Source organism: Plantactinospora sp. CNZ320, assembly GCF_002846275.1.
This window is the reverse complement of sequence record NZ_PJMP01000001.1, coordinates 5,660,695-5,686,937: the sequence shown is the minus strand read 5'-3', so window position 1 is coordinate 5,686,937 and position 26,243 is coordinate 5,660,695. Positions and strand designations below refer to the sequence as shown.

The window sequence follows — 26,243 nt, the reverse complement described above, 5'->3', positions numbered from 1 at the left end:
GGCCTCCGGCGCCCCGGTCCCGGCGGCGGCGCCGAGGTGACCGCCCAAGCGGATCCGACCTGCTCGCCGCCGCCGTCGGTGCCGTGCCGGGCGGCAAGGCGCGGCCGGGGCAGCAGCAGATGGCCGCCGCGATCGAGGAGAGCATCCTCTCCGGTGAGCACCTGCTGGTGCAGGCCGGCACCGGCACCGGCAAGTCGCTGGCGTACCTCGCCCCGGCGCTGACCGTGGACGGTCCGGTGGTGGTCTCCACGGCGACTCTCGCGCTCCAGTCCCAGCTCGTCGACCACGACCTGCCCCGGCTCGCCGACGCGGTCACCCCGGTCCTCGGCGAGCGGCCGACGTTCGCGGTGCTCAAGGGCCGGCACCACTACCTCTGCCTGGCCCGGCTGGAGAACTCCACAGAGGACGAGCCGGAGGACACCCTCTTCGACACGCCGGGCCGGGGTGGCGGCGGGACGAAGTGGCTCGGCGAGGCCGGCCGGCTGGGCAAGCAGATCGAACGGATCCGGGACTGGGCGATGGAGACCGGGACCGGTGACCGCGACGAACTCGACCCGGGCGTCGACGACCAGGCGTGGCGACTGGTCTCGATGCCGGCCCGGGAGTGCGTCGGCGCCGGGCGCTGCCCGTACGGCACCGAGTGCTTCGCCGAGGCGTCCCGGGCCCGCGCCCGCGAGGCGGACGTGGTGGTGACCAACCACAGCCTGCTCGCCGTCGACATGCTCGCCGGCCGGCACATCGTGCCGCCGCACAAGCTGCTGGTGATCGACGAGGCGCACGAGCTGGCCGACCGGGTCTCCTCGGCGGCACAGGCGGAGCTGATCCCGGAACTGATCGACCGGGCCGCCCGGCGTAGCCGGCCCCTGCTCGACCCGGAGCTGGCCGAGTCGCTGGTGGCGGCCGGCGACGCGCTGGCGGTGGGACTCGCCGAGGCGCCGGCCGGGCGGATCACCGGCGAGCTGCCGGGGCCGCTGCGCGAGGCGTGCACACTGCTGGACGCGGCGACCCGGTCGGCACTGGAGAAGATCGGCGACGTGAAGGCCGACGATCCCGACCCGGTACGCAAGCAGCAGGCGAAGGCCGTACTCGACGACCTGTCGAAGACCGCCCAGCGGCTGCTGGAGGAGGCCGACCACGACGTCGCCTGGGTGGAGAAGCCGGACGGCGGCGGCGCGGGCCGGCGGGCCCTGGTCGTCGCCCCGCTCTCGGTGGCCGGCACCCTCGCCACCCACCTCTACGAGGACCGCACCGTCGTCGCCACCTCGGCCACGCTCGCCCTCGGCGGCCGGTTCGACACGGTTGCCCGGGCCCTCGGGCTGGCCGCCCCGGCCGACCCGGGGGGCGACCCGACCCGGCCGCACCCGCGTGCGGCGGCACTGCGGACGGTACGCCCCGATGCGGCGGGGACCGGTGCCGAGAAGCCAGGCGAGGCGCGGCGACCCGCCGCCCGTCCAGCGGACCGGTCCGCCGAAGACCGAGCCGGCCAGGCCGACGGCTCCGGTGCCGATCACCGGGACGCCGGCTGGCGCTCGCTCGACGTCGGCTCCCCGTTCGACTACCCGCGTCAGGGCATCCTCTACGTCGCCGCGCACCTGCCCCGGCCGAGCGCCTCGGGACTGCCGGCGGCGGCCGGCGAGGAACTGCTCGGGCTGGTTGGCGCGCTCGGCGGCCGTACCCTGGGGCTCTTCTCGTCCCGGCGGGCCGCGTTGCAGGCCGCCGAGCTGCTGCGGGCGCGCACCGACCTGCCGATCCTGCTCCAGGGTGAGGAGGCGCTGCCGCTGCTGGTCCGCCGGTTCCGCAAGGAGCGGGCGAGCTGCCTCTTCGGGGTGATGTCGCTCTGGCAGGGCGTGGACGTGCCCGGCGACTCCTGCCAGCTGGTGGTGATCGACCGGCTGCCGTTCCCGCGCCCGGACGAGCCGCTGGCGGCGGCCCGGGCGGCGGCGGTGGACGCCTCCGGCGGCTCGGGCTTCGCCTCGGTGAGCGTGCCGATCGCCGCCGTACGGCTCGCCCAGGGGGTCGGCCGGCTGATCCGGTCGACCGGCGACAAGGGCGTGGTGGCGGTACTCGACTCCCGGCTGGAGACCGCCCGGGGGTACGGCGCCTTCCTGCGCAGGTCGCTGCCGCCGTTCTGGTACACCACCCGGCCGGAGGTCGCCCGGGGCGCCCTGGAGCGGCTCGGCAAGTCCTGAACCCGAGCCGCCCCGGGGGCTCGGCTGCTACGGGGCCTTCGCGGCGACCACCACGGCGTCCGGGGGCACCGCCGGCGGCCGGCGGTGCGCCAGTCGCCGGACGGCGGTGTTGAGCACCGCGATCAGCGGTACCGAGACCAGGGCGCCGACGATGCCGGCCAGCACCACACCGGCGGCGATACCGACGATCACCGCGAGCGGATGGATCGCCACCGCCCGACCCATGATCAGCGGTTGCAGGATGTGCCCCTCGACCTGCTGCACCCCGATCACCACACCGAGGATGATCAGCGCGGTCACCCAGCCGCTGTCGACCAGGGCGACCAGCACCGCCACCGCGCCGGAGAGGGTGGCACCGACGATCGGGATGAACGCGCCGAGGAAGACCAGCGCGGCCAGCGGGAACGCGAACGGGATGTCGAAGATCACCAGGAAGACGCCGATCCCGACCGCGTCGATGAACGCGACGAGCACGGTCGCCCGGACGTACGCGACGAGCGTGGCCCAGGAGGCCCGGCCGGCGTCGTCGACCCGCCACCTGGCGGCCACCGGGAGCAGCCGGACGAGGAAGCGCCAGATCTTCTCACCGTCGCGCAGGAAGAAGAAGGTGGCGAAGAGCACCAGCAGGGTACCGGTGAGCAGCTCGGCGACGGTCGCGGCGGTGGAGACCGCCCCGCTGGTCAACGCCTGGGTGTTCTCGTTGATCCACTGCTCGCCCTGCTCGATGTACGAGTTGAGCTGGTTGTCCGACATGTGCAGCGGCCCGGTCTTGAGCCACTCCTGGATCTTCCGGATGCCGTCGGTGGCGTTACGGCTCAGGTCGGGTACGCCCTGGATGAACTCGTTGACCACCAGGGTGAGCGTGCCGACCACCGCCGCCAACCCGGCGACCAGCACCACGGCGGTGGCCATCGAGCGGGGGAACCGGGCCCGGAGCAGCAGCCCGACCAGCGGCGCCAACAGGGCGGAGAGCAACAGGGCGATGGCCAACGGGATGATCACGATCCGGATCGTGCCGACCACCCGCAGCAGCGCCCAGGCGACCAGGCCGATCACGATCAGTCGCCACGACCAGGCGGCGGCGATCCGCAGCGCGTGCGGTACGTCCGCGTCGTCCCGGCTCGACGTCGACGGGTGCAGTTCCATGGCCGGTTCAGCCCCGGCCGGCGGCGGAACGGGGGTCAACTCGGCAGGCGTCGCGCCGGCACCCCCCTCCGCCGGGCCGGCCTGCCCACCGGACTGGTCCGTCGACCGGCCGAACGCATACGCGCGACGGATCCTTGCTCGTAGCTGCTCGAAACGGCGCAAGCGCACCTCCCACGGCGGAATCGGCCTTCCCTACGGTAGCCGCACCGGGCCCGGCCGGCCCGGAACGGCCGGCGGGGGTGACGCCGACAACCTGTCTGGTGCGGCACGCGGTACCGTTCCGGTCGTGACCGCCGAGGAAACCAACGACAACGGCCTGCCCATCCGCCTGCTGCACGACCGGGTGCTGGTCCGGGCGGACGGCGGCGAGGGCGAGCGCCGCTCGACCGCCGGCATCGTCATCCCGGCGACCGCCTCGATGGGCCGGCGGCTGGCCTGGGCGACAGCGGTGGGCGTCGGTCCGAACGTGCGCTCCATCGTCTCCGGGGACCGGGTGCTCTTCGACCCCGACGACCGGTCCGAGGTCGAGCTGCACGGCCGGGAGTACGTGCTGCTGCGCGAACGCGACGTGCACGCCGTCGCGGCCCAGCGGGTGGAGACCGACTCCACCGGCCTCTACCTCTAGCCTCCCCGGCTACCTCTGAGCTGCCCGGGCCCGAGCCACCCGCCGGTCAACGGTGGTACGGCCCCGGCCAGGGTCCGACCGGCCCGGAGCCGGGTGCCTGCGGTCCGCCGTACGGGCCGGGTGCTCCGGCGTACGGGGGCGGGGGGCCGCCGTACGGGCCGTACCCGGGGACGGGGTAGCCGGAGTGGACCGGTACCGGCGGGGGCGGTGGCGCCACCAGGACCACCGGGATCGGCACCACCGGCTCGGCCGGCGCCGGCAGGGTGCGGCGGGAGCCGTCCGGGAACGCCAGGTGGTAGCGGGAGCCGTCCCAGATCCCGGCCGGGGCCTGCGGATCGCGCCCGACGAAGACCCTGCGGGCGGCCTGGATCGCGTCGAGCAGCCGACGTTCCTCGTCGAGCCGGTGGGCGAGCTGCCCCGGCCGCCGCTCCAACCCGCGCACCAGCCCGTCGCGGAGCAGCGCGAGCCGGGTCGCGGAGATCTGGATCGACCGCATCGCCTTGACGCCCTCCTCCCCGGCGATCCGGCGGGCCCAGCGCCGGGCGGCGTGCCGCCGGCCGAGGGTGCCGAGCGCGGCCAGCTCGGGTGGGGTGAGCCAACCCGCCGAGACGTAGTCGGGGAGCCGCCGCTGGGTGAGCCGCCCCTCCCAGCTGCGGACCCAGAGCGCCAGGCCGACCACGCCCAGGAAGATCGGCACCATCAGCCCGAGGTAGCTGTAGAGCAGGATCAGCGGCTGCCCGGAGAGCTGGGTGAGGGTCGCGGCCAGGTTCCAGGCGCCGTGCAGGATCATCGCCAGCAGCAGCCCGGCGATCGGGGCGAGGATCCGGATCGGGCGGCTCGCCGACCGGACAGCGATGCCGAGCCCGATGCCGGTCATCGAGGTGAAGAGCGGGTGGGCGAAGCCGCTGATCAGTACCCGCAGGATGAAGATCCCGAAGACGGCCTGCGCGCCGCTGGCCGGACCGTACTGGTCGGCGCCCTCGGCGTAGCCGTGCAGGCCGAAGTAGAGGATGTTCTCCACCATGGCGAACCCGACCGCCGACAGGCCACAGTAGACGATCCCGTCGGTGATGCCGGACCACTTGCGGCGCTGGTAGAGCAGGAGCAGGAGCGGGCCGAGCGCCTTGGTCAACTCCTCGATGAAGGGCGCGACCAGCACGCCCACCAGCGGGAGGGGCAGCTCGAGGGTTCCCGCCGCGAAGGTGTTGGTGCGCAGCGAGACGTAGGTGGAGACCGCCGCGCCCCAACCGAGGCTGAAGGCGAGGTATTTGATCGGCTCCGGGTCGTACCTGTCGAGCCAGAGGAAGCAGGCGACCAGCACCGGTACCGGCAGCGCCGCCGCGGCCAGCCCGATCAGCGGCGGCGTGACCCCGGCCGGCGACACCAGCTCCCAGGACATCAGCGCCGCGCAGACGACGATCAGCGTGATCGCCCCGATCACCAGCAGCAGCCGGGCCAGACTCCGCCGGTCGGGCGCCGCCCCCTCCGGCACGCTGCCTGGGGAGGGCGCAAGCTGCCCCGACGGGGCGGACTGCCACGGCGGGGTCGACGACGGTGGCTGGGGCGCCGCCGCGCCGGGCGGGGTGTCGGCCATGTGATCAGCGTAGTTCCTCCGGACAGCCCGGCCTGACCACAACCGGGCCGGTTTCGCTTCCGGACAGGTCACGAGCGTCAGCGGGGCGGTTCCGGCAGTTGTCTTTTGGCGGTGGTGCCACGGTGTCACCATGGTGACACCGTGGCACCTCGCTCATCGGGGATGTGCCTGCCCGCCGGTCCGGAAAGGCACCGGCGTCAGCGGGCCGGACCCCGCTCTCCGGAGGGGCCGCCGGTGCGCCCGCTCGGCGGCGGAGTGCCGGGCTTCTGGGCGGCCTCCGCCGCGGCCTCCCCGGCGTGCCCGCCCGCCGCCCGGCGTACCAGCTGGTTCGCCTCCAGCCGTTCGATGCCGGTGGCCCGGAGCAGGTCACTGCCGGTGGTACGCACCTGGGCGATCACCACGCTGCCGGAGAACCCCACCCCCTCGGCGTACGCCCGACCGGCCTGGCCGATCGCCTGCAACGCCTCCTCCCGGGCCGCCTCCGGGCGGATGCCGTGCCCGAGGTCCCGGCGCAGCAGCCGTACCGCCTCGGCGAGCATGGTGACCGCGTTCGACATCGCCTCCGGGATCGGCTCCTCGTCCTCCAGCGCGGTGACCGCCCGCCGGACCAGGGTGCCGCTGTTGTGCACGGCGTGCTCGATGTACTCGGAACTCTCCACGTACTGGGTCAACGCGCCCCGGCGGCGCCAGCGCACCGGCGCCAGCAGCGCGGTCTCCCGGCCGCCCTGCAACGCCTCCTCGAAGCCCTGGAGGTGATCCTCCACCTCGCGGAGCCGGTCCAGCGCGCCCTGTGCGCGGGGCGCGTCCCGGGTCTTGAGCGCCTCGGCGGTCTCGGAGAGTTCGTCGGCGAGCCGGCCCAGCGCCGGCCGGGCCGCCCGGTCGACCACCCGCAGCGGGTTCAGCGGCAGGAGCAGCGCGAGCACCAACAGCCCGGAGAAGCCGCCGATCAGCGCGTCGATCACCCGGGGGAACTCGATGTTCGCCTCGTGCGGCATCTTCAGGGTCGCGATCAGCACGGCGGTGGCCGCCGCCTGGGTGACCACGGCCGGGCCGCCACCGAGGAAGATGCTGACCACGATCGACAGGAAGACGATCAGACCGAGCTGCCACGGCCCGGTACCGGCGGCGAAGACCAGCGCGTCGCCGAGGCCGATGCCGATCGCGATGCCGAAGATCATTTCGACGGTACGCCGGAATCGCTGGCCGACCGAGGAGGCGAGGGTACCGATCGCGGAGATCGGGGCGAAGACCGGTGACGGGTTGCCGAGCAACTCGTGCGAACCGAGCCAGGCCAGCGCGGCCGCCAGCGCCGCCTGAAGGGCCAGCACCATGTTGAACCGCACGGCGAACCAGCGGTCCTGCACGGTGGCCCGGGACTTGTGCCGGAACTCCTTGGCCAGGCCGGCGATCCGCTCCCGATCGAGTTCCACGGGCGTTTTGGCCACGGTGGCCCGGAGGGAGCGCATGGCGGGGACTACCCACTGACGAACCTGTCGAACCCGTCGAGCCTGTCCGGGGCTGTCCGGACACTGCCGAGCCGGCATCGACCCGGTTGTCCGGGGTGTTCCGCGACGGCCGGAAACGACCATGGTCGGGGTACTCCTCGGGCGGCTAGCCTGCCAGGCATGCCGGATCTTCTCGACGACCTGCGGGCGGCGCTCGGCGAGTCCGCCGTACTGACCGACCCCGACCTGCTTCGCGGCCACCAGCGCGACGAGGCCGACCTCTGCGTGGCCGGCATGCCGGCGGTGGTGGTCCGGCCCCGGACCACCGAGGAGGTGGTCGCGGTGGTCCGCACGGCCGCCGCGCACGGGGTACCGGTGGTACCGCAGGGCGCCCGGACCGGGCTGGCCGGCGCCGCCAACGCGGTCGACGGGGCGGTGCTGCTCTCCACCGTGCTGATGGACGAGATCCGCGAGGTCGACCCGGTGAACCGGATCGCGGTGGTCCAGCCGGGCGTGGTCAACGCCGTGCTGGCCGCCGCCGTCGCCAAGCACGGCCTGCGCTATCCGCCCGACCCCGGCTCGTGGGAGTCCTCGACGATCGGCGGCAACGTGGCGACCAACGCGGGCGGGATGTGCTGCGTCAAGTACGGCGTGACGACCGAGTACGTCCTCGGCCTGGAGGTGGTACTCGCCGACGGCGAGGTGCTGCGCACCGGCCGGCGTACCGCCAAGGGAGTCGCCGGATACGACCTGACCCGGCTCTTCGTCGGCTCGGAGGGCACCCTCGGGGTGATCACCGAGGTGACCGTCTCGCTCCGCCCGGCCGCCGAGGAGTCGCTGACCCTGGTGGCGGTCTTCCCCTCCACCACCGCCGCCGGCCGGGCCGTCGCGGAGATCTCCGCCCGGGGGCTCAGCCCCAGCCTGCTGGAACTGCTCGACCGCACGCACCTGGGCGCGATCGAGGCGTACCGGCCGATGGGGTTGCGTACCGACGCCGAGGCGCTGCTGCTGGCCGCCGCCGACACCGGCACCCGGGCCGCGGCCGACCTCGCGAAACTCGCCGAGGTCTGCACGGCGAGCGGCGCCGACGAGGTCTTCGCGGCCACCGACGCGGAGGAGGCGGCGGCCCTGCTCCAGGCCCGTCGGCTGGCGCACCCGGCGATGGAACGCTTCGCCGCGGCCAGCTACCCGGACGGCGTCGGCGGGCTGGTCATCGACGACGTGGCGGTACCCCGGGACGCGCTAGCGGCGCTGCTCGACGGGGTGGCCCGGATCTCCGCCGAACACGACGTGCCGATCGGCGTGGTCGGGCACGCCGGGGACGGCAACATGCACCCGAACATCGTGGTCGACCGGGCCGATCCGGCGAGCCTGGAGCGGGGCCGGCGGGCCTTCGACGCGATCATGGAACTGGGTCTCTCGCTCGGCGGCACCTGCACCGGCGAGCACGGCGTCGGCCTGCTCAAGCGGGACTGGCTGGCCCGGGAGATCGGGCCGGTTGGCCTGCGGGTACACCGGGCCATCAAGGACGCGCTCGACCCGACCGGGCTGCTCAACCCCGGCAAGGTGCTCTGAACCCGCTGATGTGACCGGGTCAGGCCGGGTCAGCGGGGCAGTTCCGCGCCGTCCAGGCCGGCACCGGCGCCCGGGTCGGCGGCGAATCCCCGGACGTCCGGGGCACCCAACCGGGCCGCGTCGGCGGTGGCGTCGTCCGGCATCCGCTGGGACTGCCGTTCCGCCTGCACCCGGGCCAGGTAGTGCTCGACCTCGCGAGCCCGCACCGAGGCGTCCCAGCCGAGCACCCGGCCCATGATCTCGGCCGCCTGCTCGGCCGACTCGGCGCCCCGGTGCGCCGTCTCGAACGAGATCCGGGTACGCCGGGTCAGCACGTCGTCGAGGTGCAGCGCCCCCTCGGCCCGGGCCGCGTACGCCACCTCGGCGGCGAGATACTCCGGTGCACCGGCCAGCGGGGAACCGAGCAGCGGTTCGGCGTCGACCATGTCCAGCAGGTGGGTGCTGAGGTTGCCGTACCGCTCCAGCAGGTGCTCCACCACCCCGGCCTGTACCCCGTGCCGGCGGGCCAGGTCGGCCCGGTCCCGCCACAGCGCGGCGTACCCGTCGGCGCCGACCAGCGGCAGGTCGGCGGTGCGCGACGGGCGTACCCCGCCGAGCCGGCGGGCGGCCCGGTCGACCACGTCGGCGGCCATCACCCGGTACGTCGTGTACTTCCCGCCGGCCACCAGCAGCAACCCGAGCATCGGCTCGTACACGGCGTGTTCCCGGGAGAGCTTCGAGGTCGAGTCCGCCTCGCCGCTCAGCAGCGGGCGCAGCCCGGCGTAGACGCCCTCGATGTCGGCGGTGGTCAGCGGCCGGTCCAGCACGGTGTTGACCTGGTCGAGCAGGTAGTCGATGTCCCGGGCCGAGGCCGCCGGGTGTGCCCGGTCGAGCCGCCAGTCGGTGTCGGTGGTACCGATGATCCAGTGCCCGCCCCACGGGATCACGAAGAGCACCGAGGTTGGGGTACGCAGGATCAGCCCGGCCTCGCCGGTGATCGCCGAGCGGGGCACCACCAGGTGTACCCCCTTGGAAGCCCGTACCCGCAGGCCGCGCCGTACCCCGACGTCGCCGAGGAGTTCGGACATGTCGTCGCTCCACACCCCGGTGGCCGCGATGACGGTGCGGGCGCGTACCTCGAACTCGGCATCCGGGGAGCCGGGCGGGGCCTCCATGTCCCGGACCCGTACCCCGGTCACCTCGCGGGCCTGCCGGAGCAGGCCGACGACCCGGGCGCTGTTCACCGTCGCCGCGCCCAGGCTGGCCGCCGTGCGGGCCAGGGTGACCACCAGACGGGCGTCGTCGACCTGGCCGTCGTAGTAGCGGATGGCCCCGCTGATCGCGTCCGCGCGCAGGCTGGGGAAGGTACGCCGGGCACCCTCCCGGCTGAGGTGCCGGTGCAGCGGCATCCCCCGCCCGCCGCCGAAGATCCCGGCGAAGGCGTCGTAGGCCGCGACGCCGGTGCCGTAGTAGGAACGTCGCCAGGCCCGGCCGGCCAGCGCGACCCGGCCGTTGCCGGGCGGCAGCGGCACCAGGATCGGCACCGGGCGCACCAGGTGCGGGGCGAGCCGGGTGGCGAGCAGCCCTCGCTCGGTCAGCGCCTCGTGGACCAGGTGGAACTCCAGTTGCTCCAGGTAGCGCAGCCCGCCGTGGATCAGCTTGCTGGACCGGCTGGAGGTGCCGGAGGCGAAGTCGCGGGCCTCGACCAGGGCCACCTTGAGCCCTCGGGAGGCGGCGTCGAGTGCGGCGCCCGCACCCGTCACCCCACCGCCGATGACGAGCACGTCGAAGCGCTCGCTCCGCAGCCGTCGTAGGTCGGCGGCGCGGCGGGAGGGGGAGAGCCGGCTGGCCGTGTTCCGGGAAAGGCTGGGGTCACGCACCCGTCCACGGTAGCCGTACCGGCGCCCGGAGCGGGCTTCCCGGGTGTCGATCCGCGACGGAGCCGGTGGGGATGCCGGTGCCGACGCCGCCCGTCCGGGCACGGCCCGAGTCCCGTCCCGGCCGGACGGGGTACGGTTCCGCGCCGCCCGGACCTGCGACGATCGGGTACCGGCCGAGGTCGGCGGTGGTCGTGCCGGCGCCGTACTGTTCGCCTCATGCAGGATGGTCCGCCTCCGCCCCCCGACGAACCGTCCCCGCCCCCGGTTCCGCAGCCGCAGCCGGTGCCGCAGCCGGTGTGGCCGGCGCAGCCGGTGTGGCCGGTCGCTCCGGCTCGGCCGGTACCGGCGGCCGGCGGTGGGGTCTGGCCGGTGGTCGCCGCCGCGCTGGTCGGGGTCTGGGCGGTCGGCGTGACCGTCGGCGGCCAGACCATCGCCTGGCTCGTCGAACAGGTCCTGCTCGTCGCCGGCCTGGACCGGCAGGACTGGCTCTGGCCGGTCACCGGCGTCGTGACCGCGCTGCTCGTCGGAGTACCCGCCGGACTGCTCGCCGCGCTGCCCCGCTCCCCGGCGGTCCGGACCGCCGGGCGGGCCTGGCTGCTCGGCGCGATCGCGCTCGGCGGCCTGGGACTGCTCCGGGCGGTACCACCCACCCTGCCGGAGGTCTATCTCGCCGGGCTGGCCGGAGCGGCCGGGCTGGGTGCCCTGCTGATCCGTCGCCTCGGCGGCACGGATCGACGGCCGGTCCGCCGTCCCCACCCCGCCCACCCCCAGCCCGTCCACCCACCCGGCCGACCGGGGCAGATCCCCGCCGAGCCGGCCGCGACCGCCCTGGCCGTGGCCGCCGGACTCGCCCTGCTGCTGCCCTGGGTCTGGGTCGGCGCTCTCGGTGGCGTACTGGAGACGATCTGCGGGCTGCTCGCCTCGGCCGCGCTGGGCTGGCTGGCCGCCACCGTCCTCGATGGACGGTTCTGGGCCGACTACGAGCGGCCAGCCGCCAGCCACGGCACCGGACCGGTTGCGAGTCACGGCGCCGCGCCGGCCGGGAGTCACGGCGCCGCGCCAGCTTGGAGCCACGGCCACCGGCCGGTTGCGGAGCGTCCGGTGGGCGGGGCCCGGTTGGTCCTGGTCGGTGGCCTGGTGGCCGGCGTGGCGCTGGCGCTGCTCGCTGGTGGGATCGGCCAGTCCGGGGCGCAACTCGGCGCGCTGCTGCTGCTCCCGCCGGCCGGTTTCGCGCTCGCCGCCCTGCGGGTGACCTCCCGGCCCCGACCGACTGCCGGAGCACCGGAGTCGGCGCCGCGACAGGTCGGCTCCGCCCCGGTCGGTTGGCTGGTCGGCATCGCCGTCGCCGGCCCGCTGACCCTGGTCGACCCGGAGGAGATCACGCTGCTGCTCTCCGGGGCCCGGGACGTGCCGTTCTGGGCCGCCGTCGCCGCCGCCGGCTCGCTCGCCGTCGCGGTGCTGCTCGGCATCGGGTACGGCGTCGGCCTCGGTCGCGCCACCGCACCCGTACCGCGCCGTCCGGTCGCCGCTGCGGTGGCCGGCGTACTGTTGCTCGCCACCGGCGCGGTGTACGTCGGGCTCGGCTCCCCCGGCTGGCACGGTGAGCGGCTCTTCGTGGTGCTCCGGGAGCAGGCGGACCTGACCGGGGTGGCTGCGCAGACCGGACCGGCCGGTCGGCAGGCCCGGGGTCGTGAGGTCTACCGGAGACTCGTCGAGACAGCCGAACGGTCGCAGGCGGACCTGCGCCGGGAACTGGACCGGCTGCACCTGGAGCACACCCCGTACTACCTGGTCAACGGGATCGAGGTGCAGGGCGGCGCGGCGGTACGCGCCTGGCTGTCCCAGCGCGGGGACGTCGACCGGGTACTGGTCAGCCAACGGTTGCGCCCGCTGCCGGCCGGCGGCTCACCGAGGCGTGGCGACGAGCGGGCACCGACCGTACCCGCCTGGGGCCTCACCCTGATCGGCGCGGACCGGGTCTGGTCGCAGCTCGGCGTGGACGGCTCGGGCATCGTGGTGGGTTCCTCGGACTCCGGGGTGGACGGGGCGCACCCGGCCCTCTCCGCCGGTTTCCGGGGCGGCGACGACTCCTGGCACGACCCGTGGAACGGCTCCCGCTCCCCCACCGACCTGGGCGGCCACGGTACGCACACCCTGGCCACCGCCGTCGGCGACGAGCGGGTCGGGGTGGCGCCCGGAGCACAGTGGGTCGGCTGCGTGAACCTGGACCGGAACCTGGGCAACCCGGCGCGTTACCTGGACTGTCTCCAGTTCATGCTGGCGCCCTTCCCGCCCGGTGCCGACCCGTTCACGCAGGGCCGCCCGGACCGGGCACCCCAGGTGCTCAGCAACTCGTGGGGCTGCCCCGAGATCGAGGGCTGCGCCAGGGAGACCCTCCAGCCGGCCACCTCGGCGCTGGCGGCGGCCGGGATCTTCTTCGTCGCCGCCGCCGGCAACACCGGTCCGTTCTGCGGCTCGATCGACGACCCGCCCGCTCCGTACCCGGACGTCCTCACCGTCGGGGCGGTGGACCGGCAGCGCCGGGTCACCTCGTTCTCCAGCCGAGGCCCGGCGCCGGACGGGGTGGCGAAGCCGGACCTCATGGCGCCCGGTGCCGACGTTGTCTCGGCGCTGCCCGGCGGCGGGTACGGCGCGTTGAGCGGCACCTCGATGGCGGCGCCGCACCTGGCCGGGGTGGTCGCGCTGATGTGGTCGGCCAACCCGGCGCTGGTCGGCGACCTGGAGACGACCCGGCGGATCCTGCTCGACACCGCCGGCCCGGCCAACCCGACCGACGCGGCCGGGTCGGGCACCGACACCTGCGGCTCGGAACGCAACATCACCGGTGCCGGTCTGGTCGACGCCTACGCGGCGGTCCAGGCCGCCCAGGAACTCGGCCGGACCGGCCGGTAGCCGGCGCCCGAGCCTGGACGCCAGCCCTTGGGCGCCGCCGAACCCGGGCCGGGGCGGCGCCGAACCCGGACCCGAGGTGGACCCGGACCCGACGTGCCACCGGACCCGGACCCGAGGTGCCACCGGACCCGGACCCGGGCACCGCCGGGCACCGCCGAGTGCCGGGCCGCGTCGGGTCGGCCGGGCTCGGCTAGGGTCGGCGGGCATGAGCGCCGAGTCGTCCCTCATCGAGCCGTCCCTCACCGAGCTGACGGACGACCAGATCCCCGCCGTGGTGGAGTTGTGCCGGGTTGCGCTGGACCTGCCGGAGGACTCCGTTGAGGCGGCCGAGATCGTGGCCCGGCTCCGCGACGACTCCGCGCTGCCGGGTGCCGCCGGTCCACGTCGTACCGTCGGGGTGGCCGCCTGGCAGGACGGCGCGCTCGTCGGGGTCGCGCTCGGCTCGATGGCGGACCGGCGTCCGGATCCGGCCGTCGGCCACCTCGACCTGGTCGCGGTGCGCCCGGACCAGCGCCGGCAGGGCATCGGCAGGGCCCTGGTGACGCGGCTGGAGCAGGCGCTCGGCGGGCTCGGTGCGACCCGGGTACGCGTCGCCGGCAACCCGCCGCACTACGTCTGGCCCGGCATCGACGTCCGGTACACCCCGGCGATCTGCACCGTGCTGGCCCTCGGCTACACCCCGGAGGGCACCGCCTGGAACATGACCGCCGACCTCTCCACCGAATCCTCCCCGGCGTTGCGATCCACCGAGGCGGCGGAACGGCGACTGGCCGAGCAGGGCGTCACGGTACGCCGGGCCGAGCCGGCCGACCTGGAGATGCTGACCGGGTTCGCCCGGTCGACCTTCGGCGGCAACTGGGACCTCGAACTGCTGCACTCGGTCGGTCGGCAGAACGCCGGCTGCCACCTCGCACTCCGTACGCCGGACGGGGGCGGGGCACCCGAGCTGCTCGGCTTCGCCGCGTACGGCTCGTCCCGGCCGAGCTGGTTCGGGCCGATGGGTACCGCGCCCGCCGCACAGGGTCTGGGGATCGGCGGCGTACTGCTGCGCCGGTGCCTGCGTGACCAGCAGGCGGCCGGGCACCGACGCGTGCAGATCGGCTGGGTCGGCCCGGTGCCGTTCTACGCGAGCAGTGCCGGGGCGCGGATCGAGCGGGTCTTCTTCCTCTACGGCAAGCAACTCTGAGGAATCACATATGGGTATGGAGTTGATCGGTCGTCGGCTGTCGGGCGACGAGTTGCGAGCGGTGTTGGACGACCCGCAGGCTGTCGATGCCCTGCTCTACGGCGATCTGGACGATGACGACGCGGAGATGCCCGAGCCCGAGCTGGATCTGGGCAAGTCCTGGCACGGCGTCCACTATCTGCTCACCGGTTCCGCCTGGGGCCTCGGCGACGAAGCGGCCGGCGCGGCGATCCTCGGTGGCACCGATATCGGCGACGACGGTGGCTATGGTCCGGCCCGGCTGCTCGATCCGGCGGCCGTCCGCGCCGTCGCCACCGAACTGGACGGGTTGGACGTCGAGACACTCCACACCCGGTACGACGCGGATGCGATGGCGACCGCCGAGATCTACCCGCTCGGCTGGTCCAACGACGACGCCGAGGTCGACAACCTCGTCGGGCACTTCGCCGAGTTGCGCCGGTTCTATCGGGCCGCGGCCGAGAACGGCCAGGCGGTCCTCCTCGCCATCACCTGACGCTCCCAGCGGGGCGATGGGCTGCTCGCCCCAGCACGTGCAGGAGCATGATTGCCTACCGGCAGCGCGCCTGTCATATCCGGGAGGGTAGACCCGGGCGGGTAGACCCGGGAGGCCGTACCGGCGGCCGAAGGCAGCGACAGCATCGTGCTCGATGCCGGTTATCGGCCTTGACCGGGTGCCAGGCGTGTACCGGATCGATACCGCGCCATTTGCTCGTGTGGACCGGCCCGCGCCTCCTACCGTTTTCGACGGAGGAGGAAAGTCATGGCAGAAGACGACGAACCTGTTGAGAATCTCCCGGTCGCCCGGACTCCGACGGCGGACCTCTCCACGCCCGGTCCGGCGCCCCGGCTCGACGGCGGGGAGGCCGATCAGCGGGTGGGAATGGGAGGGGCCGCCGACGTGACACCCGAGGAGGCCGTGGTGCCGGTGGACGCGCCGCCCTCCGTACGGGAGCCGTTCAACCAGGCGGAGAAGCGACGTAACCAGCGGCGGATGCCGACATGACGAAGGGGCGGGCCGCTGACGCGACCCGCCCCCACGACGTGGAGCCTGGACTCAGAAGTCCATGTCCCCGCCGCCCGGCGCAGCCGGGGCAGCCGGGTTCTTCTCCGGCTTGTCCGCCACCACAGCCTCGGTGGTCAGGAACAGGGCCGCGATCGACGACGCGTTCTGCAGCGCCGAACGGGTCACCTTGGCCGGGTCGATGATGCCGGCCTTGAGCAGGTCGACGTACTCACCGTTGGCCGCGTTGAGGCCGTGCCCGGCGTCCAGGTTGCGCACCTTCTCGACCACGACGCCGCCCTCGAGGCCGGCGTTGACGGCGATCTGCCGCAGCGGGGCGTCCAGCGCGATCTTGACGATCTGCGCACCGGTCGCCTCGTCGCCGACCAGGTCCAGCTTGTCGAAGGCGGTCTTGCCGGCCTGGACCAGCGCGACACCACCACCGGGGACGATGCCCTCCTCGACGGCGGCCTTCGCGTTGCGCACCGCGTCCTCGATGCGGTGCTTGCGCTCCTTCAGCTCGACCTCGGTGGCCGCGCCGACCTTGATCACCGCAACACCGCCGGCCAGCTTGGCCAGGCGCTCCTGCAGCTTCTCGCGGTCGTAGTCGGAGTCGCTCTTCTCGATCTCGGCACGGATCTGGTTGACCCGACCGTTGATCTGGTCGGCGTCACCGGCACCGTCGACGATGGTGGTCTCGTCCTTGGTCACCACGACCTTGCGGGCCCGGCCCAGCATGTCGAGGCCGACGGCGTCCAGCTTGAGGCCGACCTCCTCGCTGATCGGCTGTCCGCCGGTCAGGATGGCGATGTCGCCCAGCATGGCCTTGCGGCGGTCACCGAAGCCCGGCGCCTTGACGGCGACGGACTTGAAGGTGCCCCGGACCTTGTTGACCACCAGGGTCGCCAGGGCCTCGCCCTCGACGTCCTCGGCGATGATGGCCAGCGGCTTACCCGACTGCATGACCTTCTCGAGGATCGGCAGCAGGTCCTTGACCGTCGAGATCTTGCTGTTGACGATCAGGATGTACGGGTCGTCGAGCACGGCCTCCATCCGGTCGGGGTCGGTCATGAAGTACCCCGAGATGTAGCCCTTGTCGAAGCGCATGCCCTCGGTCAGCTCCAGTTCGAGCCCGAAGGTGTTGCTCTCCTCGACGGTGATGACGCCTTCCTTGCCGACCTTGTCCATCGCCTCGGCGATGATCTCGCCGACGCTGGTGTCACCGGCGGAGATGGAGGCGGTGGAGGCGATCTGCTCCTTGGTCTCGACGTCCTTGGCGAGCTTGCTCAGCTCCTCCGAGACGCTCGTGACCGCAGCCTCGATGCCCCGCTTCAGCGCCATCGGGTTCGCGCCGGCCGCGACGTTGCGCAGACCTTCGCGGACCAGCGCCTGGGCGAGGACGGTCGCCGTCGTCGTGCCGTCACCGGCGACGTCGTCGGTCTTCTTGGCGACCTCCTTGACCAGCTCCGCACCGATCTTCTCGTACGGGTCCTCGAGCTCGATCTCCTTGGCGATGCTCACACCATCGTTGGTGATGGTGGGGGCGCCCCACTTCTTCTCGAGCACGACGTTGCGGCCCTTCGGGCCCAGCGTCACCTTTACGGCGTCGGCGAGGGTGTTCATGCCCCGCTCAAGGCCGCGGCGCGCCTCCTCGTCGAACGCGATCATCTTGGCCATACGGCGTTGTCCTCCTGGACACTCACGGCCGCCGGAGCCTTGCCGACCCCGACCTGCCGCCTGATTACGCACCTTCGGACGTCACTACGGCACTGGCGGACGGGGCGCGTCGCACCCGAGGGTGCCTGTCGTGCTCCGTCGCGCTGTGCGACAGTGACGTCCGCCGGCCGGGCCGGACAGCCCGCGACGACCGGCCATGTGCCGCGCACCCGCTTCCGCAGGCCCGCGACCGTGGCCCTACCGCCCCGACCTTGGCACTCACGGTGTGCGAGTGCCAAACACTTGTTTAGCACTCTCCCATGCCGAGTGCAAGCGAGTGAGCCGGTCCAGCCGAGCCGCAGCACCGGTTACCGGCGGCCGGAGCAGGGCGAGCGGCCGGTACCCGCCGGTCGGGACACGCCGGTCGGGACACGCCGCCGTCCGCGACACCGGAATGGGCGGTTGTGGCAATCGGAAAAGCCAGACACGACCGGCTGATGTCCCCGGAACGGGAACACCGGCGATCGGCGAGAGATCTCCGGAGAAAGGCGGCAGGGCGCGGCGGTACGCGGCTCGCCGGCCGTCACGCCGACAAGGCAACGTCGGCCGCCACAGGTGCCACTTGGGGGCCGAGGCTACCGGCACCACTACAGGCTCATCGGCTACAGGCTCATCGGCACATCCGAATGCGCGTCGACGCACCGATCCGGATCGGCGCGCCGGAAGGCCGGACACGCGCGGAGACTCGGCACGGTGACCCGACAGGCCGCATCGCGATCGCGCAATAGAGCGTCGAACGGCGGTGGTCCGAAAGCGGGCCGGCAATGGTCCCGGCCAAGGCAGACCCTGGGCCGGGTGACGCGGAACGGGGACGTACCCGAGGAGCCGTGGGCCGGAAGGCCCGGCAGCTCAGGCGATGACCCGGACCTGTTCCGCCTGCGGCCCCTTCTGCCCCTGTGCGATCTCGAACTCGACGCGCTGACCGTCGTCAAGCGCCTTGTAGCCGTCCATCTGGATCGCGGAGAAGTGGACGAAGACGTCCTGTCCGCCATCGACGGCGATGAAGCCGTAGCCCTTTTCGCTGTTGAACCACTTCACGGTGCCCTGCGCCACGGTGCACTTCCTTACTTCGGTCGCGTCGGAGCCGCTCCGAGCTCCGGCGACGCCGTATGCCTGCCGGGGCCGCCGAGTCGCTTTCCCCGAAAATGGATCATGCAATTGAACGGATCCAACGAATCAAGCGGCCGAACCCGCACCGTACACCAAGGTCGGGTCGCAGCGCACTAGGCCAAAACGGTCACTGGACGGGCAACCATTGGGTCGTTTTCCGGCCCCACAGCCATTGGCGACCGTCGCTGCCCAGGTCAGCCGGCCCGTACCCACCCGTCAGCAGCCCCGTCACCCGCCGAAACTGGTCCCCGTACGGCGTGCGACGATGGCCGACGTGCCGGCTTCCATCCCGCAGACCACCGCCGGTCCGGAGTCCGGGCACTCCGCCGGCCGCCCCCTGACGGCCATACCGGACGGGGCCACCCCGGCGACCGATTCCGGTCTCCGGCCGGCCGTCGATCTCCCACCGGTCCGCCGGGTACGCCCCGACGACGCCGGCCGGGTCCGGGCGATCCGGCTGGAGATGCTCGCCGACTCGCCGCTGGCCTTCCTGGAGACGCTCGCCGACGCAGCGGCCCGGCCGCACGCCGAGGTCGCGGCGAGGATCGCCGGAATGTCGACCGGGCACCGGACGGCGGCCTTCGTCGCCGAGGTCGACGGGCGGGTCGTCGGGCACGCCGGAGGCCAGGCCGCGCCCGGCCAGTCCGGCATCACCGTGGTCTTCGCGGTCTACCTCAGTCCGGCCTGGCGGGGCACCGGCCTGCTGGCCGCCCTGGTCGAGGCGGTGGCCGACTGGTCCAGGGCGGCCGGCCGGCCGGAGCTGCTGCTGGAGGTGGTCGTCGGCAACGACCGGGCGGTACGCGCGTACCAGCGGCTGGGCTTCGTCGACACGGGGGTACGGGTGCGGCACCCGACCATCCCGACGCTCCGCGAGCTGCAGATGACCCGGCCCGCCTGAACCGCCCCGCACCGCACCGCCTTGCCGGTTAGGAAGGGCCCCTTCCTCTACCGAAAGCGCTAATGGGGGGCCCTTCCTTACACCTCAGTTGTGTCGGCGGGCTTGGACCAGGCGGAAGCGGTTGGCGACGTAGGCGCCGTCGGTCAACGCGGCGTTCGCCGCCGGGTTGGCACCGCTGCCGTGGAAGTCCGAGAACGCCGCCGACTGGTTGACGAAGACGCCACCGGTGAGGTTGCAGGAGAGGTGCACCCCGGTCTCGATCGCCGCGGTCTCGGCCGCGTCCAGCACGGTGGAGTCGGTGGAGTAGACCGAGGCGGTGAGCGCGCCCCGCTCGCCGACGGTCTGCCGCAGGATCGCCAGGCTGTGCGGGGTGGAGTCGGTGGCGATCACGAACGAGATCGGCCCGAACCACTCCCGCCCGTACGTGCCGGCGTCGTCGGCACCGAGCTTCGCGATCAGCGGCGTACGCACCACCGCGCCGGGATAGTTGGGGTGCTCGACCGGCCGGGACGGCAGCACCGGCTCGCCGAGCCCGGCGACCTCGTCGAGCCGGGCCAGTACCCCGTCGTTGACGATCGCGCCGGTCAGCTCGACGGCCCGGGCCGGGTCGCCGGTGAGCTTGCCGACCACCCCGGCGATGCCGGCGGCCACCTCGTCGACGCTCTTGTGCCCCTGGTCGGTCTCGATCCCGTCCCGGGGCACCAGGATGTTCTGCGGGGTGGTGCACATCTGTCCGCTGTAGAGGACCAGTGAGAAGCCGATGTTGCGGCACATTCCGGCGAAGTCGTCGGTCGAGTCGACAACGATCGTGTTGACGCCGGCCTTCTCGGTGTAGACGGCCGCCTGCCGGGCGTTCGCCTCCAGCCAGTCGCCGTACTCGGTGGAGCCGGTGAAGTCGACGATCCGTACCTCGGGACGCAGCGCCAGGGTGGAGGCGAGCCGCTCGCCCGACGCCTCGGGGGCGAGCAGGATCAGGTTCGGGTCGAAGCCCGCCTCGGCCAGCACCTCGCGGGCGTACCGGACGGTGACGGCGAGCGGCAGCACGGCCCGGGGGTGCGGCTTGACCACCACCGGGTTGCCGGTGACCAGCGAGGCGAAGAGTCCCGGGTAGCTGTTCCAGGTCGGGAAGGTGTTGCAGCCGATCACCAGCGCCACGCCGCGCGGCACCACGTGGAAGGTCTTGGTCATCCGCAGCGGGTCGCCCTTGCCGGCCGGCTTCTCCCAGGCCGCCGTCGCCGGGTGCCGGGTCATCTCCCGGTACGCGTAGGCGAGCGCCTCCAGCGCCCGGTCCAGCGCGTGCGCGCCACCGGCCTGGAACGCCATCACGAACGCCTGCCCGGTGGTGGCGTGCACCGCGTTGGCCAGCTCGAAGACGTGCGCGTGCAGCCGGGCGAGGATCTCCAGGCAGACTCCGACCCGGGCCTGCGGCCCGGCGTCCCGCCAGGCCGGCAGCGCGGTCGAGGCGGCGGCGAGCAGCACCTCGGCGTCGCTGTGCGGGTAGCTCACCCCGAGGTCGATGCCGAACGGGCTCGTCTCGGTGGCGACCCAGTCGCCGGTGCCGGGCTGGTCGAGCGGGAACTTCCCGCCCAGGTACGCCCGGAACGCCGCCTCGCCCTCGGCGGCGGCGGTCTCGCCGTAGACCCGTGGGCTCGGCGACTCGGGGTAGGCGGACCAGTAGGAGCGTTCGGTGATCGCGGTGAGCGCCCGTTCCAGGGTGTCGGCGTGCCGGGCGTAGAGGGGGTGCGGGGTCTCCGTCATCCCGCCATCATGCCGCACCGGCCCGCCCGGTCCCAGCCTCCGTCTCCGGGGCGGGCGGCGCTGGTCAGAGGGTTGCCTGCCAGGTGTTGAGCCCGCCGACCGCCCGGAATCCCAGCGCCTCGTTGATCGAGATCATGTATCCGTTGGACGCCGCGTTGTAGGTGTCGACGGCTCGGAGCGCCGGCTCGTGCGCGCGGATGTGCCGCAGGTTGTCGACCTTGATCACGGTGCCCAGGCGGTGCCCCCGGTGCGCCGGCTCGACCAGGGTGATCTGTTGGGAGGCGTGCCAGTCGCAGCTGGTGTGCATGCCGATCCCGGTCCAGGCGACCAGCCGTCCGGTGGCGTCGTGCCGGGCGCCGCTGTTGTACCAGTACTGGCCGCGCTCCTGGTAGATCTGCTCGATCTCGCGCAGTCGGCCCACGTCCGGCCGGGGCGGCTCCCAGGTGAGGTCGCCGAGCGGCGCGTCGCTGATCAGCCGGCTGTCGAGGTAGGCGACGTCCTCGGCGTACTCGTCGGGGGTGGCGCCCCGCCAGCGCACCAGCGAGTAGCCCTCGGCCCGGGCCAGGCCCTCGGCCATCAGCCGGTCGAGTTCGGCCTCGTCGAGCGTGGTCAGGTCGAGCCGGCGGCGTATGTCGGCCAGCGCCGGCTTGGCACCCATCGCGGCGGCGAAGGCGTCACCCGGTGTCGTCGGCGCGGCCTCGGGGCTCATGTTCACCACCTCGGCGATGATCCGTTTGCGTCCCTCCTGGCGGACCAGCCGCACCGCGTGCTCGTAGAGCGCCCGGCCGACGCCCCGACGGCGGTACTCCGGATGGACGGCGAGCACAAGCTCGGCGTTCTCCAGGTTCTCCAGCTGCGGCAGCGAGACTCCCAGATAGCCCACGGCCACCCCGTCGAGAAAGCCAAGCGAGTGCCTCTCTTCGTTACCCGGCCACGGGCGCCGGAGCCCGGCGAGGAAGCGCTGTCGGGGCAGCGGCGGCACGTCGGGCTGGTCGGCCGCACGCGCGGCGGCCTCGATCTCGTACGCCCGCTCGGTTGCGGCGACGTCGGTGACGTCGAGTGGGGTGACCACGATGTCCATGCTCTGGAGGGTGCCGCTTACCCGGACCCGGCGCGACCGAATATCGAGCAACCGTCACCTGGGGCGGTGGATTCGCGTTGAGCCCGACGGCGGGTTGTGAGCGTCGGCCGGACCGGGCGGAAGAGTTTGGTCGGGAGGACGCCCGCACAACGCCTCCGGCGCTGGGTCGTAAGAGCTTTGAAAGTCTACGGCGGTGCGTCCTCCCGCACGGAGCATCTTGCGTCGTGCAGATGCAGTCGTCAAGCCCTCTTCCGCGTGTTTTCGTCACGGGTGGCAAAAGAGCAGCTACGCAACGCATTCGTACCGCCGGGCAGGCGACCCGGTCGGTGGACTGGAACGATTCCACCTGCAAGTTGCACGTGCATCTGCCCGAGCACGCTTCGGGCAGATGCCGAAAATTTCTTCCCGGAAATTCAGCCGAGCAGGCCGGCGTCGCGGACCGCCCGCAGCGACGGCCTGATCCGGTACGTCGGACCGACCTGTGCCGCCACCGCATCCAGGGTCTTGAGCCCCTCGCCGGTGTTGTAGACGACCGTCTCGGCGTCCGGGTCCAGCCGGCCGCTCGCCACCAGCTTGCCGAGTACGGCCACGGTCACCCCGCCGGCCGTCTCGGCGAAGACGCCTGTGGTCCGGGCCAACTGGCGGATGGCGGCGCGGATCTCGTCGTCGTCGGCGTAGTCCATCCAGCCACCGGTACGGCGCACCGCCTCCAGGGCGTAGAGCCCGGCGGCCGGGTCGCCGATGTTGAGCGACTTGGCGATCCCGGTCGGCCGGACCGGGGTGATCACGTCGGTGTCGGAGTGCAGCGCGACGGCGATCGGGTTGCAGCCGGCCGACTGGGCGCCGAAGACCTTCCAGCCGTTCGCCGGCGCCTCGACCAGTCCGATCTCGACAAGCTCGCTGAACGCTTTGTCGATCTTGGTGAGCAGTTCGCCACTGGCCATCGGGACGACCACCTGCTCGGGAATCCGCCACCCCAACTGCTCGGCCACCTCGTAGCCGAGCGTCTTGGAGCCCTCGGCGTAGTACGGCCGGACGTTCACGTTGACGAACGCGGTGTCGGCGAACTCGTCGGTCTCGACCAGCTCGCCACAGAGCCGGTTGACGTCGTCGTACGAGCCGTCGATGGCGACCACGTCGCCGCCGTAGACGGCGGTGGTCACCACCTTGCCCTGCTCCAGGTCACCGGGGATGAAGACGATCGACGGCACCCCGGCCCGGGCCGCGTGCGCGGCGACCGAGTTCGCCAGGTTGCCGGTCGAGGCGCAGGCGAACCGGGTGAAGCCGAGCCCGCGGGCGGCGGTCAGCGCCACCGACACCACCCGGTCCTTGAACGAGTGGGTGGGGTTGGCGCTGTCGTCCTTGACCCAGAGCGGCGCCCTGATGCCCAGTTCGGCGGCGAGGGCGGCGGCCGGGACCAGCGGGGTCAGCCCCGGGTCGACGGTGACCCGGGCGGCCGGGTCCTGGCCGGTCGGCAGCAGTGCGGCGTACCGCCAGAGGTTGTCCGGGCCGGCCTCGATGTCCGCCCGGGTGACCCGGGCCAGGGTCGCGGCGTCGTAGCCGACCTCCAGCGGGCCGAAACACTCGTAACAGGCGTGCTGCGCGATCAACGGGTATTCGGCGCCACAACCCCGACAGACGAGGACACGGGCGGGATTCGGTGCCACCGGGCTGGTCTGGCTGGGGGTCGCGTCGATGATCGACGTCATGGCGATAGCCGTCCTCTCATCTTTCCCTGGCGCCGCACCGCGCGGCGGGGACGGATTTGGCACCTGCTCCGCCGTGGAGTGGTTGCCGGGGCGTCTTCGGGCCGTATCCCTCAGCCCCTCTGGATGAGGTATGAAGTTGTGCCCGACAGTCTACGGGCAGCGCGGGCCGGTGTCCCGGGTCTGTTTCCGGTGTGAGGAAGATCCCGGCACCGGTCCGCCGCCGGCCGCCGGCTGAAATAGTTGTCCAAGCTAACGACATTCGGGTACGGCCGGCGCGCACGATCCGGCCGGGCAGGACGGGAGCGGGACGTTGCGGGACGCGATGCAGGCCGGAACGGTCCGGATCACCGGGGCGGGCGGCGACGAGATCGAGGCGTACCTGGCCCAGCCCCTCGGCGACACACCGCACGGCGGGGTGGTGGTGATCCACCACATGCCCGGTTACGACGAGGCGACCAAGGAGATCACCCGTCGACTGGCCAGCTACGGCTTCGCGGCGATCTGTCCCAACCTGTACTCCCGGGAGGCGCCCGGCGCCAGCCCCGACGACGCGGCGGCGGCGGCCCGGGCCGCCGGTGGGGTACCTGACGACCGGCTGATCGGCGACGTCGGCGGCGCGGCCGACCACCTGCGCGGACTGCCGGCCTCGAACGGCAGGGTCGGGGTGATCGGGTACTGCTCCGGTGGCCGGCAGGCGTTCCTGGCCGCCACCCGGCTGCCGCTGGACGCCGCCGTCGACTGCTACGGCGCGTTCGTGGTCGGCGACCCACCGGAGGACTTCCCGCTGGCGGTGCGGCCGCTGCTCGACCAGGCGGACCGGCTCTCCTGCCCGCTGCTCGGCCTCTTCGGTGCCGAGGACCGCTATCCGGCGCCGGCCCAGATGGACGAGCTGTCCCGGGAGCTGACCCGGCTCGGCAAGCCGCACGAGTTCCACACCTTCGCCGATGCCGGGCACGGCTTCTTCGCCGTCGACCGGCCCGGCTACCGACCGCTGGCCGCGACCCAGGGGTGGCAACGGGTCCGGGACTTCTTCGACCGCTACCTGAACGCCTGACCGGCCGATCCCGTCCGGGTCCGGGTCGCGTCAGTCCGAGTCCTGTCCGTCAGTCCGAGTCCTGTCCGTCCGAGTCCGAGGAGGCCGGCATGTGCACGTACGTCACGGTGCAGCGCGAGATCGACGGCAGCGGCAAGGGTGCCGGCGGCTGGTTCCCGGTCACCCGCACCTGCGTCTATGTCGACCATCCGACACACGCGCCGTACGCACACACCCTCAACATCGACTTCCTGAACCCGGCCGCCGGCCCGGGGGCGCGGGTCGCGGTCGAGCTGACCGAGGAGTCGGCGCTCGCCCTGGTCGAGGCGATCCAGGCCGCCCTGGCCGCCGCGCCGGCCGGGCTGGCCAGCCGCGACCAGAACGTCTGACCCGGCTCTTTCAAGGGCCGCCGCCGCACCCGCCCAGGGGCCGGGCGCTCAGCCGGTCGCGTCGAGCCGGGCCAGCTCGTCCGGGCTGAGCCGCAGGCCGCCCGCGGCCACGTTCGCGACCAGGTGCTCCGGATTGCCGGTACCCGGGATCGCCAGCACGTGCGGGCCACGGTGCAACGTCCAGGCGAGCCGGACCTGCGCGACAGTCGCGCTGTGCACCTCCGCCACCGCCCGCAGCTCGGCATCGCCGTCACCGCCGGCGGTCACACCCGCCTCCCGGCCCGCACCGGCGATCGCGAAGAACGGCACGAAGGCGATGCCCTGCTCACCACAGATCCGCACGAGGTCGTCGGCGGTACGCCGGTAGTCGACCCCGTACGGGTTCTGCACGCAGACCACCGGCGCGATCTCCTGCGCCTCGGCGAGCTGCTCCGGCCGGATGTTGGAGACGCCCAGGTGCCGGATCAGCCCGGCCTCGCGCAGCTCGGCCAGTACGCCGAACCGCTCCGCGATCGGGTCGGGGCCGTGCACCCGGAGGTTCACCAGGTCGAGATGGTCCCGGCCGAGCTGCCGGAGGTTCTCCTCGACCTGGCCGCGCAACTGCTCCGGCCGGGCCGGCGGCAGCCACTCACCCGACGGGTCCCGACCCGGTCCGACCTTTGTGGCGATGACCAGATCGTCCGGGTACGGCGCCAGCGCCCGGTTGATCAACTCGTTGGCCGACCGCAGCGCCGAGAAGTAGAACGCGGCGGTGTCGATGTGGTTCACCCCGAGTTCGACGGCCCGGCGGAGCACCGCCACCGCACGGTCCCGGTCGCTCGGCCCGCCGTCGGCGTTCCGGGTCAGCCGCATCGCGCCGAAGCCGATCCGGTTGACCGTCAGGTCGCCGAGCCGCCAGGTGCCGGCGGACGCCGCGTTGATTTCGCCGGAATCCGTCATCGGAAACGCCTCCTCGTGCTCTGTCCACCCGTGGTCGGCCGACCATCCACCCCTGTG

At 73.1% G+C, this 26,243-nt stretch carries 20 protein-coding genes and 1 riboswitch; of the genes, 10 read left to right on the top strand and 10 right to left on the bottom strand.

The window, feature by feature from the left end:
- Positions 1 to 59: 59 nt before the first annotated feature.
- On the top strand, positions 60 to 2,189 hold the full coding sequence (locus CLT71_RS25390; RefSeq protein ID WP_101371765.1) for an ATP-dependent DNA helicase: 2,130 nt from the start codon (positions 60 to 62) through the stop codon (positions 2,187 to 2,189).
- 27 nt (positions 2,190 to 2,216) lie between these two features.
- On the opposite strand, the gene CLT71_RS25385 is transcribed toward CLT71_RS25390, so the two are convergent.
- Positions 2,217 to 3,518, bottom strand: a complete 1,302-nt coding sequence (locus tag CLT71_RS25385; protein WP_101369321.1) for an AI-2E family transporter — start codon at positions 3,516 to 3,518, stop codon at positions 2,217 to 2,219.
- Positions 3,519 to 3,621: 103 nt separating this feature from the next.
- On the opposite strand from CLT71_RS25385, the gene CLT71_RS25380 reads away from it, so the two are divergent.
- Positions 3,622 to 3,960: a GroES family chaperonin gene (locus tag CLT71_RS25380; RefSeq protein ID WP_101369320.1), complete on the top strand. Its 339-nt coding sequence runs from the start codon at positions 3,622 to 3,624 to the stop codon at positions 3,958 to 3,960.
- A gap of 46 nt (positions 3,961 to 4,006) precedes the next feature.
- On the opposite strand, the gene CLT71_RS25375 is transcribed toward CLT71_RS25380, so the two are convergent.
- Entirely contained in the window at positions 4,007 to 5,554 is a 1,548-nt protein-coding gene (locus CLT71_RS25375) for a PrsW family intramembrane metalloprotease (protein WP_101369319.1), read from the bottom strand.
- A gap of 197 nt (positions 5,555 to 5,751) precedes the next feature.
- The gene (locus CLT71_RS25370; protein WP_486483443.1) at positions 5,752 to 6,984 is read right to left on the bottom strand and encodes an FUSC family protein; all 1,233 of its coding nucleotides are present in this window, start codon (positions 6,982 to 6,984) and stop codon (positions 5,752 to 5,754) included.
- A gap of 195 nt (positions 6,985 to 7,179) precedes the next feature.
- Between CLT71_RS25370 and CLT71_RS25365 the strand changes: the two genes are divergently transcribed.
- Entirely contained in the window at positions 7,180 to 8,574 is a 1,395-nt protein-coding gene (locus CLT71_RS25365) for an FAD-linked oxidase C-terminal domain-containing protein (protein ID WP_101369318.1), read from the top strand.
- 29 nt (positions 8,575 to 8,603) lie between these two features.
- On the opposite strand, the gene CLT71_RS25360 is transcribed toward CLT71_RS25365, so the two are convergent.
- The gene (locus tag CLT71_RS25360) at positions 8,604 to 10,433 is read right to left on the bottom strand and encodes a glycerol-3-phosphate dehydrogenase/oxidase (RefSeq protein WP_101371763.1); all 1,830 of its coding nucleotides are present in this window, start codon (positions 10,431 to 10,433) and stop codon (positions 8,604 to 8,606) included.
- A 282-nt stretch (positions 10,434 to 10,715) separates the two neighbouring features.
- On the opposite strand from CLT71_RS25360, the gene CLT71_RS25350 reads away from it, so the two are divergent.
- The 4 genes from CLT71_RS25350 to CLT71_RS25335 all read left to right on the top strand — a co-directional run bounded on the left by CLT71_RS25350 (position 10,716) and on the right by CLT71_RS25335 (position 15,556).
- Positions 10,716 to 13,346 carry a S8 family serine peptidase gene (locus CLT71_RS25350; protein ID WP_486483442.1) on the top strand — a complete coding sequence of 877 codons (2,631 nt, stop codon included), beginning with the start codon at positions 10,716 to 10,718 and terminating at the stop codon, positions 13,344 to 13,346.
- A 226-nt stretch (positions 13,347 to 13,572) separates the two neighbouring features.
- The gene (locus tag CLT71_RS25345) at positions 13,573 to 14,532 is read left to right on the top strand and encodes a GNAT family N-acetyltransferase (protein ID WP_101371761.1); all 960 of its coding nucleotides are present in this window, start codon (positions 13,573 to 13,575) and stop codon (positions 14,530 to 14,532) included.
- A 10-nt stretch (positions 14,533 to 14,542) separates the two neighbouring features.
- Positions 14,543 to 15,046: a YfbM family protein gene (locus CLT71_RS25340; protein WP_101369317.1), complete on the top strand. Its 504-nt coding sequence runs from the start codon at positions 14,543 to 14,545 to the stop codon at positions 15,044 to 15,046.
- Between the two features lie 267 nt (positions 15,047 to 15,313).
- A complete protein-coding gene (locus CLT71_RS25335) occupies positions 15,314 to 15,556 on the top strand; it encodes a hypothetical protein (protein ID WP_101369316.1) in 243 nt (80 codons plus the stop codon).
- A gap of 51 nt (positions 15,557 to 15,607) precedes the next feature.
- On the opposite strand, the gene groL is transcribed toward CLT71_RS25335, so the two are convergent.
- Together groL and CLT71_RS25325 are read right to left on the bottom strand one after the other, a co-directional pair.
- A complete protein-coding gene (gene groL / locus CLT71_RS25330; protein ID WP_101369315.1) occupies positions 15,608 to 17,230 on the bottom strand; it encodes a chaperonin GroEL in 1,623 nt (540 codons plus the stop codon).
- 888 nt (positions 17,231 to 18,118) lie between these two features.
- A complete protein-coding gene (locus tag CLT71_RS25325) occupies positions 18,119 to 18,322 on the bottom strand; it encodes a cold-shock protein (RefSeq protein ID WP_095568160.1) in 204 nt (67 codons plus the stop codon).
- Positions 18,323 to 18,725: 403 nt separating this feature from the next.
- On the opposite strand from CLT71_RS25325, the gene CLT71_RS25320 reads away from it, so the two are divergent.
- A complete protein-coding gene (locus CLT71_RS25320; RefSeq protein WP_486483726.1) occupies positions 18,726 to 19,277 on the top strand; it encodes a GNAT family N-acetyltransferase in 552 nt (183 codons plus the stop codon).
- Between the two features lie 84 nt (positions 19,278 to 19,361).
- Here the strand turns inward: CLT71_RS25320 and paaN are convergent, their stop codons facing one another.
- The 3 genes from paaN to thrC all read right to left on the bottom strand — a co-directional run bounded on the left by paaN (position 19,362) and on the right by thrC (position 23,825).
- Positions 19,362 to 21,035 carry a phenylacetic acid degradation protein PaaN gene (gene paaN / locus CLT71_RS25315; RefSeq protein ID WP_101369313.1) on the bottom strand — a complete coding sequence of 558 codons (1,674 nt, stop codon included), beginning with the start codon at positions 21,033 to 21,035 and terminating at the stop codon, positions 19,362 to 19,364.
- 64 nt (positions 21,036 to 21,099) lie between these two features.
- A complete protein-coding gene (locus CLT71_RS25310; RefSeq protein ID WP_101369312.1) occupies positions 21,100 to 22,116 on the bottom strand; it encodes a GNAT family N-acetyltransferase in 1,017 nt (338 codons plus the stop codon).
- A 413-nt stretch (positions 22,117 to 22,529) separates the two neighbouring features.
- Positions 22,530 to 23,825 carry a threonine synthase gene (gene thrC, locus CLT71_RS25305; protein WP_101369311.1) on the bottom strand — a complete coding sequence of 432 codons (1,296 nt, stop codon included), beginning with the start codon at positions 23,823 to 23,825 and terminating at the stop codon, positions 22,530 to 22,532.
- Between the two features lie 13 nt (positions 23,826 to 23,838).
- A riboswitch (SAM riboswitch) is annotated at positions 23,839 to 23,955 on the bottom strand.
- Between the two features lie 180 nt (positions 23,956 to 24,135).
- Here thrC and CLT71_RS25300 point away from each other — a divergent pair.
- Together CLT71_RS25300 and CLT71_RS25295 are read left to right on the top strand one after the other, a co-directional pair.
- Entirely contained in the window at positions 24,136 to 24,879 is a 744-nt protein-coding gene (locus CLT71_RS25300) for a dienelactone hydrolase family protein (protein WP_101369310.1), read from the top strand.
- A gap of 89 nt (positions 24,880 to 24,968) precedes the next feature.
- Complete coding sequence (locus CLT71_RS25295) at positions 24,969 to 25,247, top strand: DUF6295 family protein (protein ID WP_101369309.1); 279 nt, start codon at positions 24,969 to 24,971, stop codon at positions 25,245 to 25,247.
- 48 nt (positions 25,248 to 25,295) lie between these two features.
- Here CLT71_RS25295 and CLT71_RS25290 read toward each other — a convergent pair whose 3' ends face one another.
- Positions 25,296 to 26,186 carry an oxidoreductase gene (locus tag CLT71_RS25290; RefSeq protein ID WP_101369308.1) on the bottom strand — a complete coding sequence of 297 codons (891 nt, stop codon included), beginning with the start codon at positions 26,184 to 26,186 and terminating at the stop codon, positions 25,296 to 25,298.
- Between the last annotated feature and the right edge of the window lie 57 nt (positions 26,187 to 26,243).

Coding starts and splice junctions, on each gene's coding strand:
- CLT71_RS25295 (WP_101369309.1), top strand. CDS start 24,969: ATGTGCACGTACGTCACGGTGCAGCGCGAGATCGACGGCAGCGGCAAG.
- paaN (WP_101369313.1), bottom strand. CDS start 21,035: ATGACGGAGACCCCGCACCCCCTCTACGCCCGGCACGCCGACACCCTG.
- CLT71_RS25340 (WP_101369317.1), top strand. CDS start 14,543: ATGGGTATGGAGTTGATCGGTCGTCGGCTGTCGGGCGACGAGTTGCGA.
- thrC (WP_101369311.1), bottom strand. CDS start 23,825: ATGACGTCGATCATCGACGCGACCCCCAGCCAGACCAGCCCGGTGGCA.
- CLT71_RS25310 (WP_101369312.1), bottom strand. CDS start 22,116: ATGGACATCGTGGTCACCCCACTCGACGTCACCGACGTCGCCGCAACC.
- CLT71_RS25335 (WP_101369316.1), top strand. CDS start 15,314: ATGGCAGAAGACGACGAACCTGTTGAGAATCTCCCGGTCGCCCGGACT.
- CLT71_RS25290 (WP_101369308.1), bottom strand. CDS start 26,186: ATGACGGATTCCGGCGAAATCAACGCGGCGTCCGCCGGCACCTGGCGG.
- groL (WP_101369315.1), bottom strand. CDS start 17,230: ATGGCCAAGATGATCGCGTTCGACGAGGAGGCGCGCCGCGGCCTTGAG.
- CLT71_RS25375 (WP_101369319.1), bottom strand. CDS start 5,554: ATGGCCGACACCCCGCCCGGCGCGGCGGCGCCCCAGCCACCGTCGTCG.
- CLT71_RS25365 (WP_101369318.1), top strand. CDS start 7,180: ATGCCGGATCTTCTCGACGACCTGCGGGCGGCGCTCGGCGAGTCCGCC.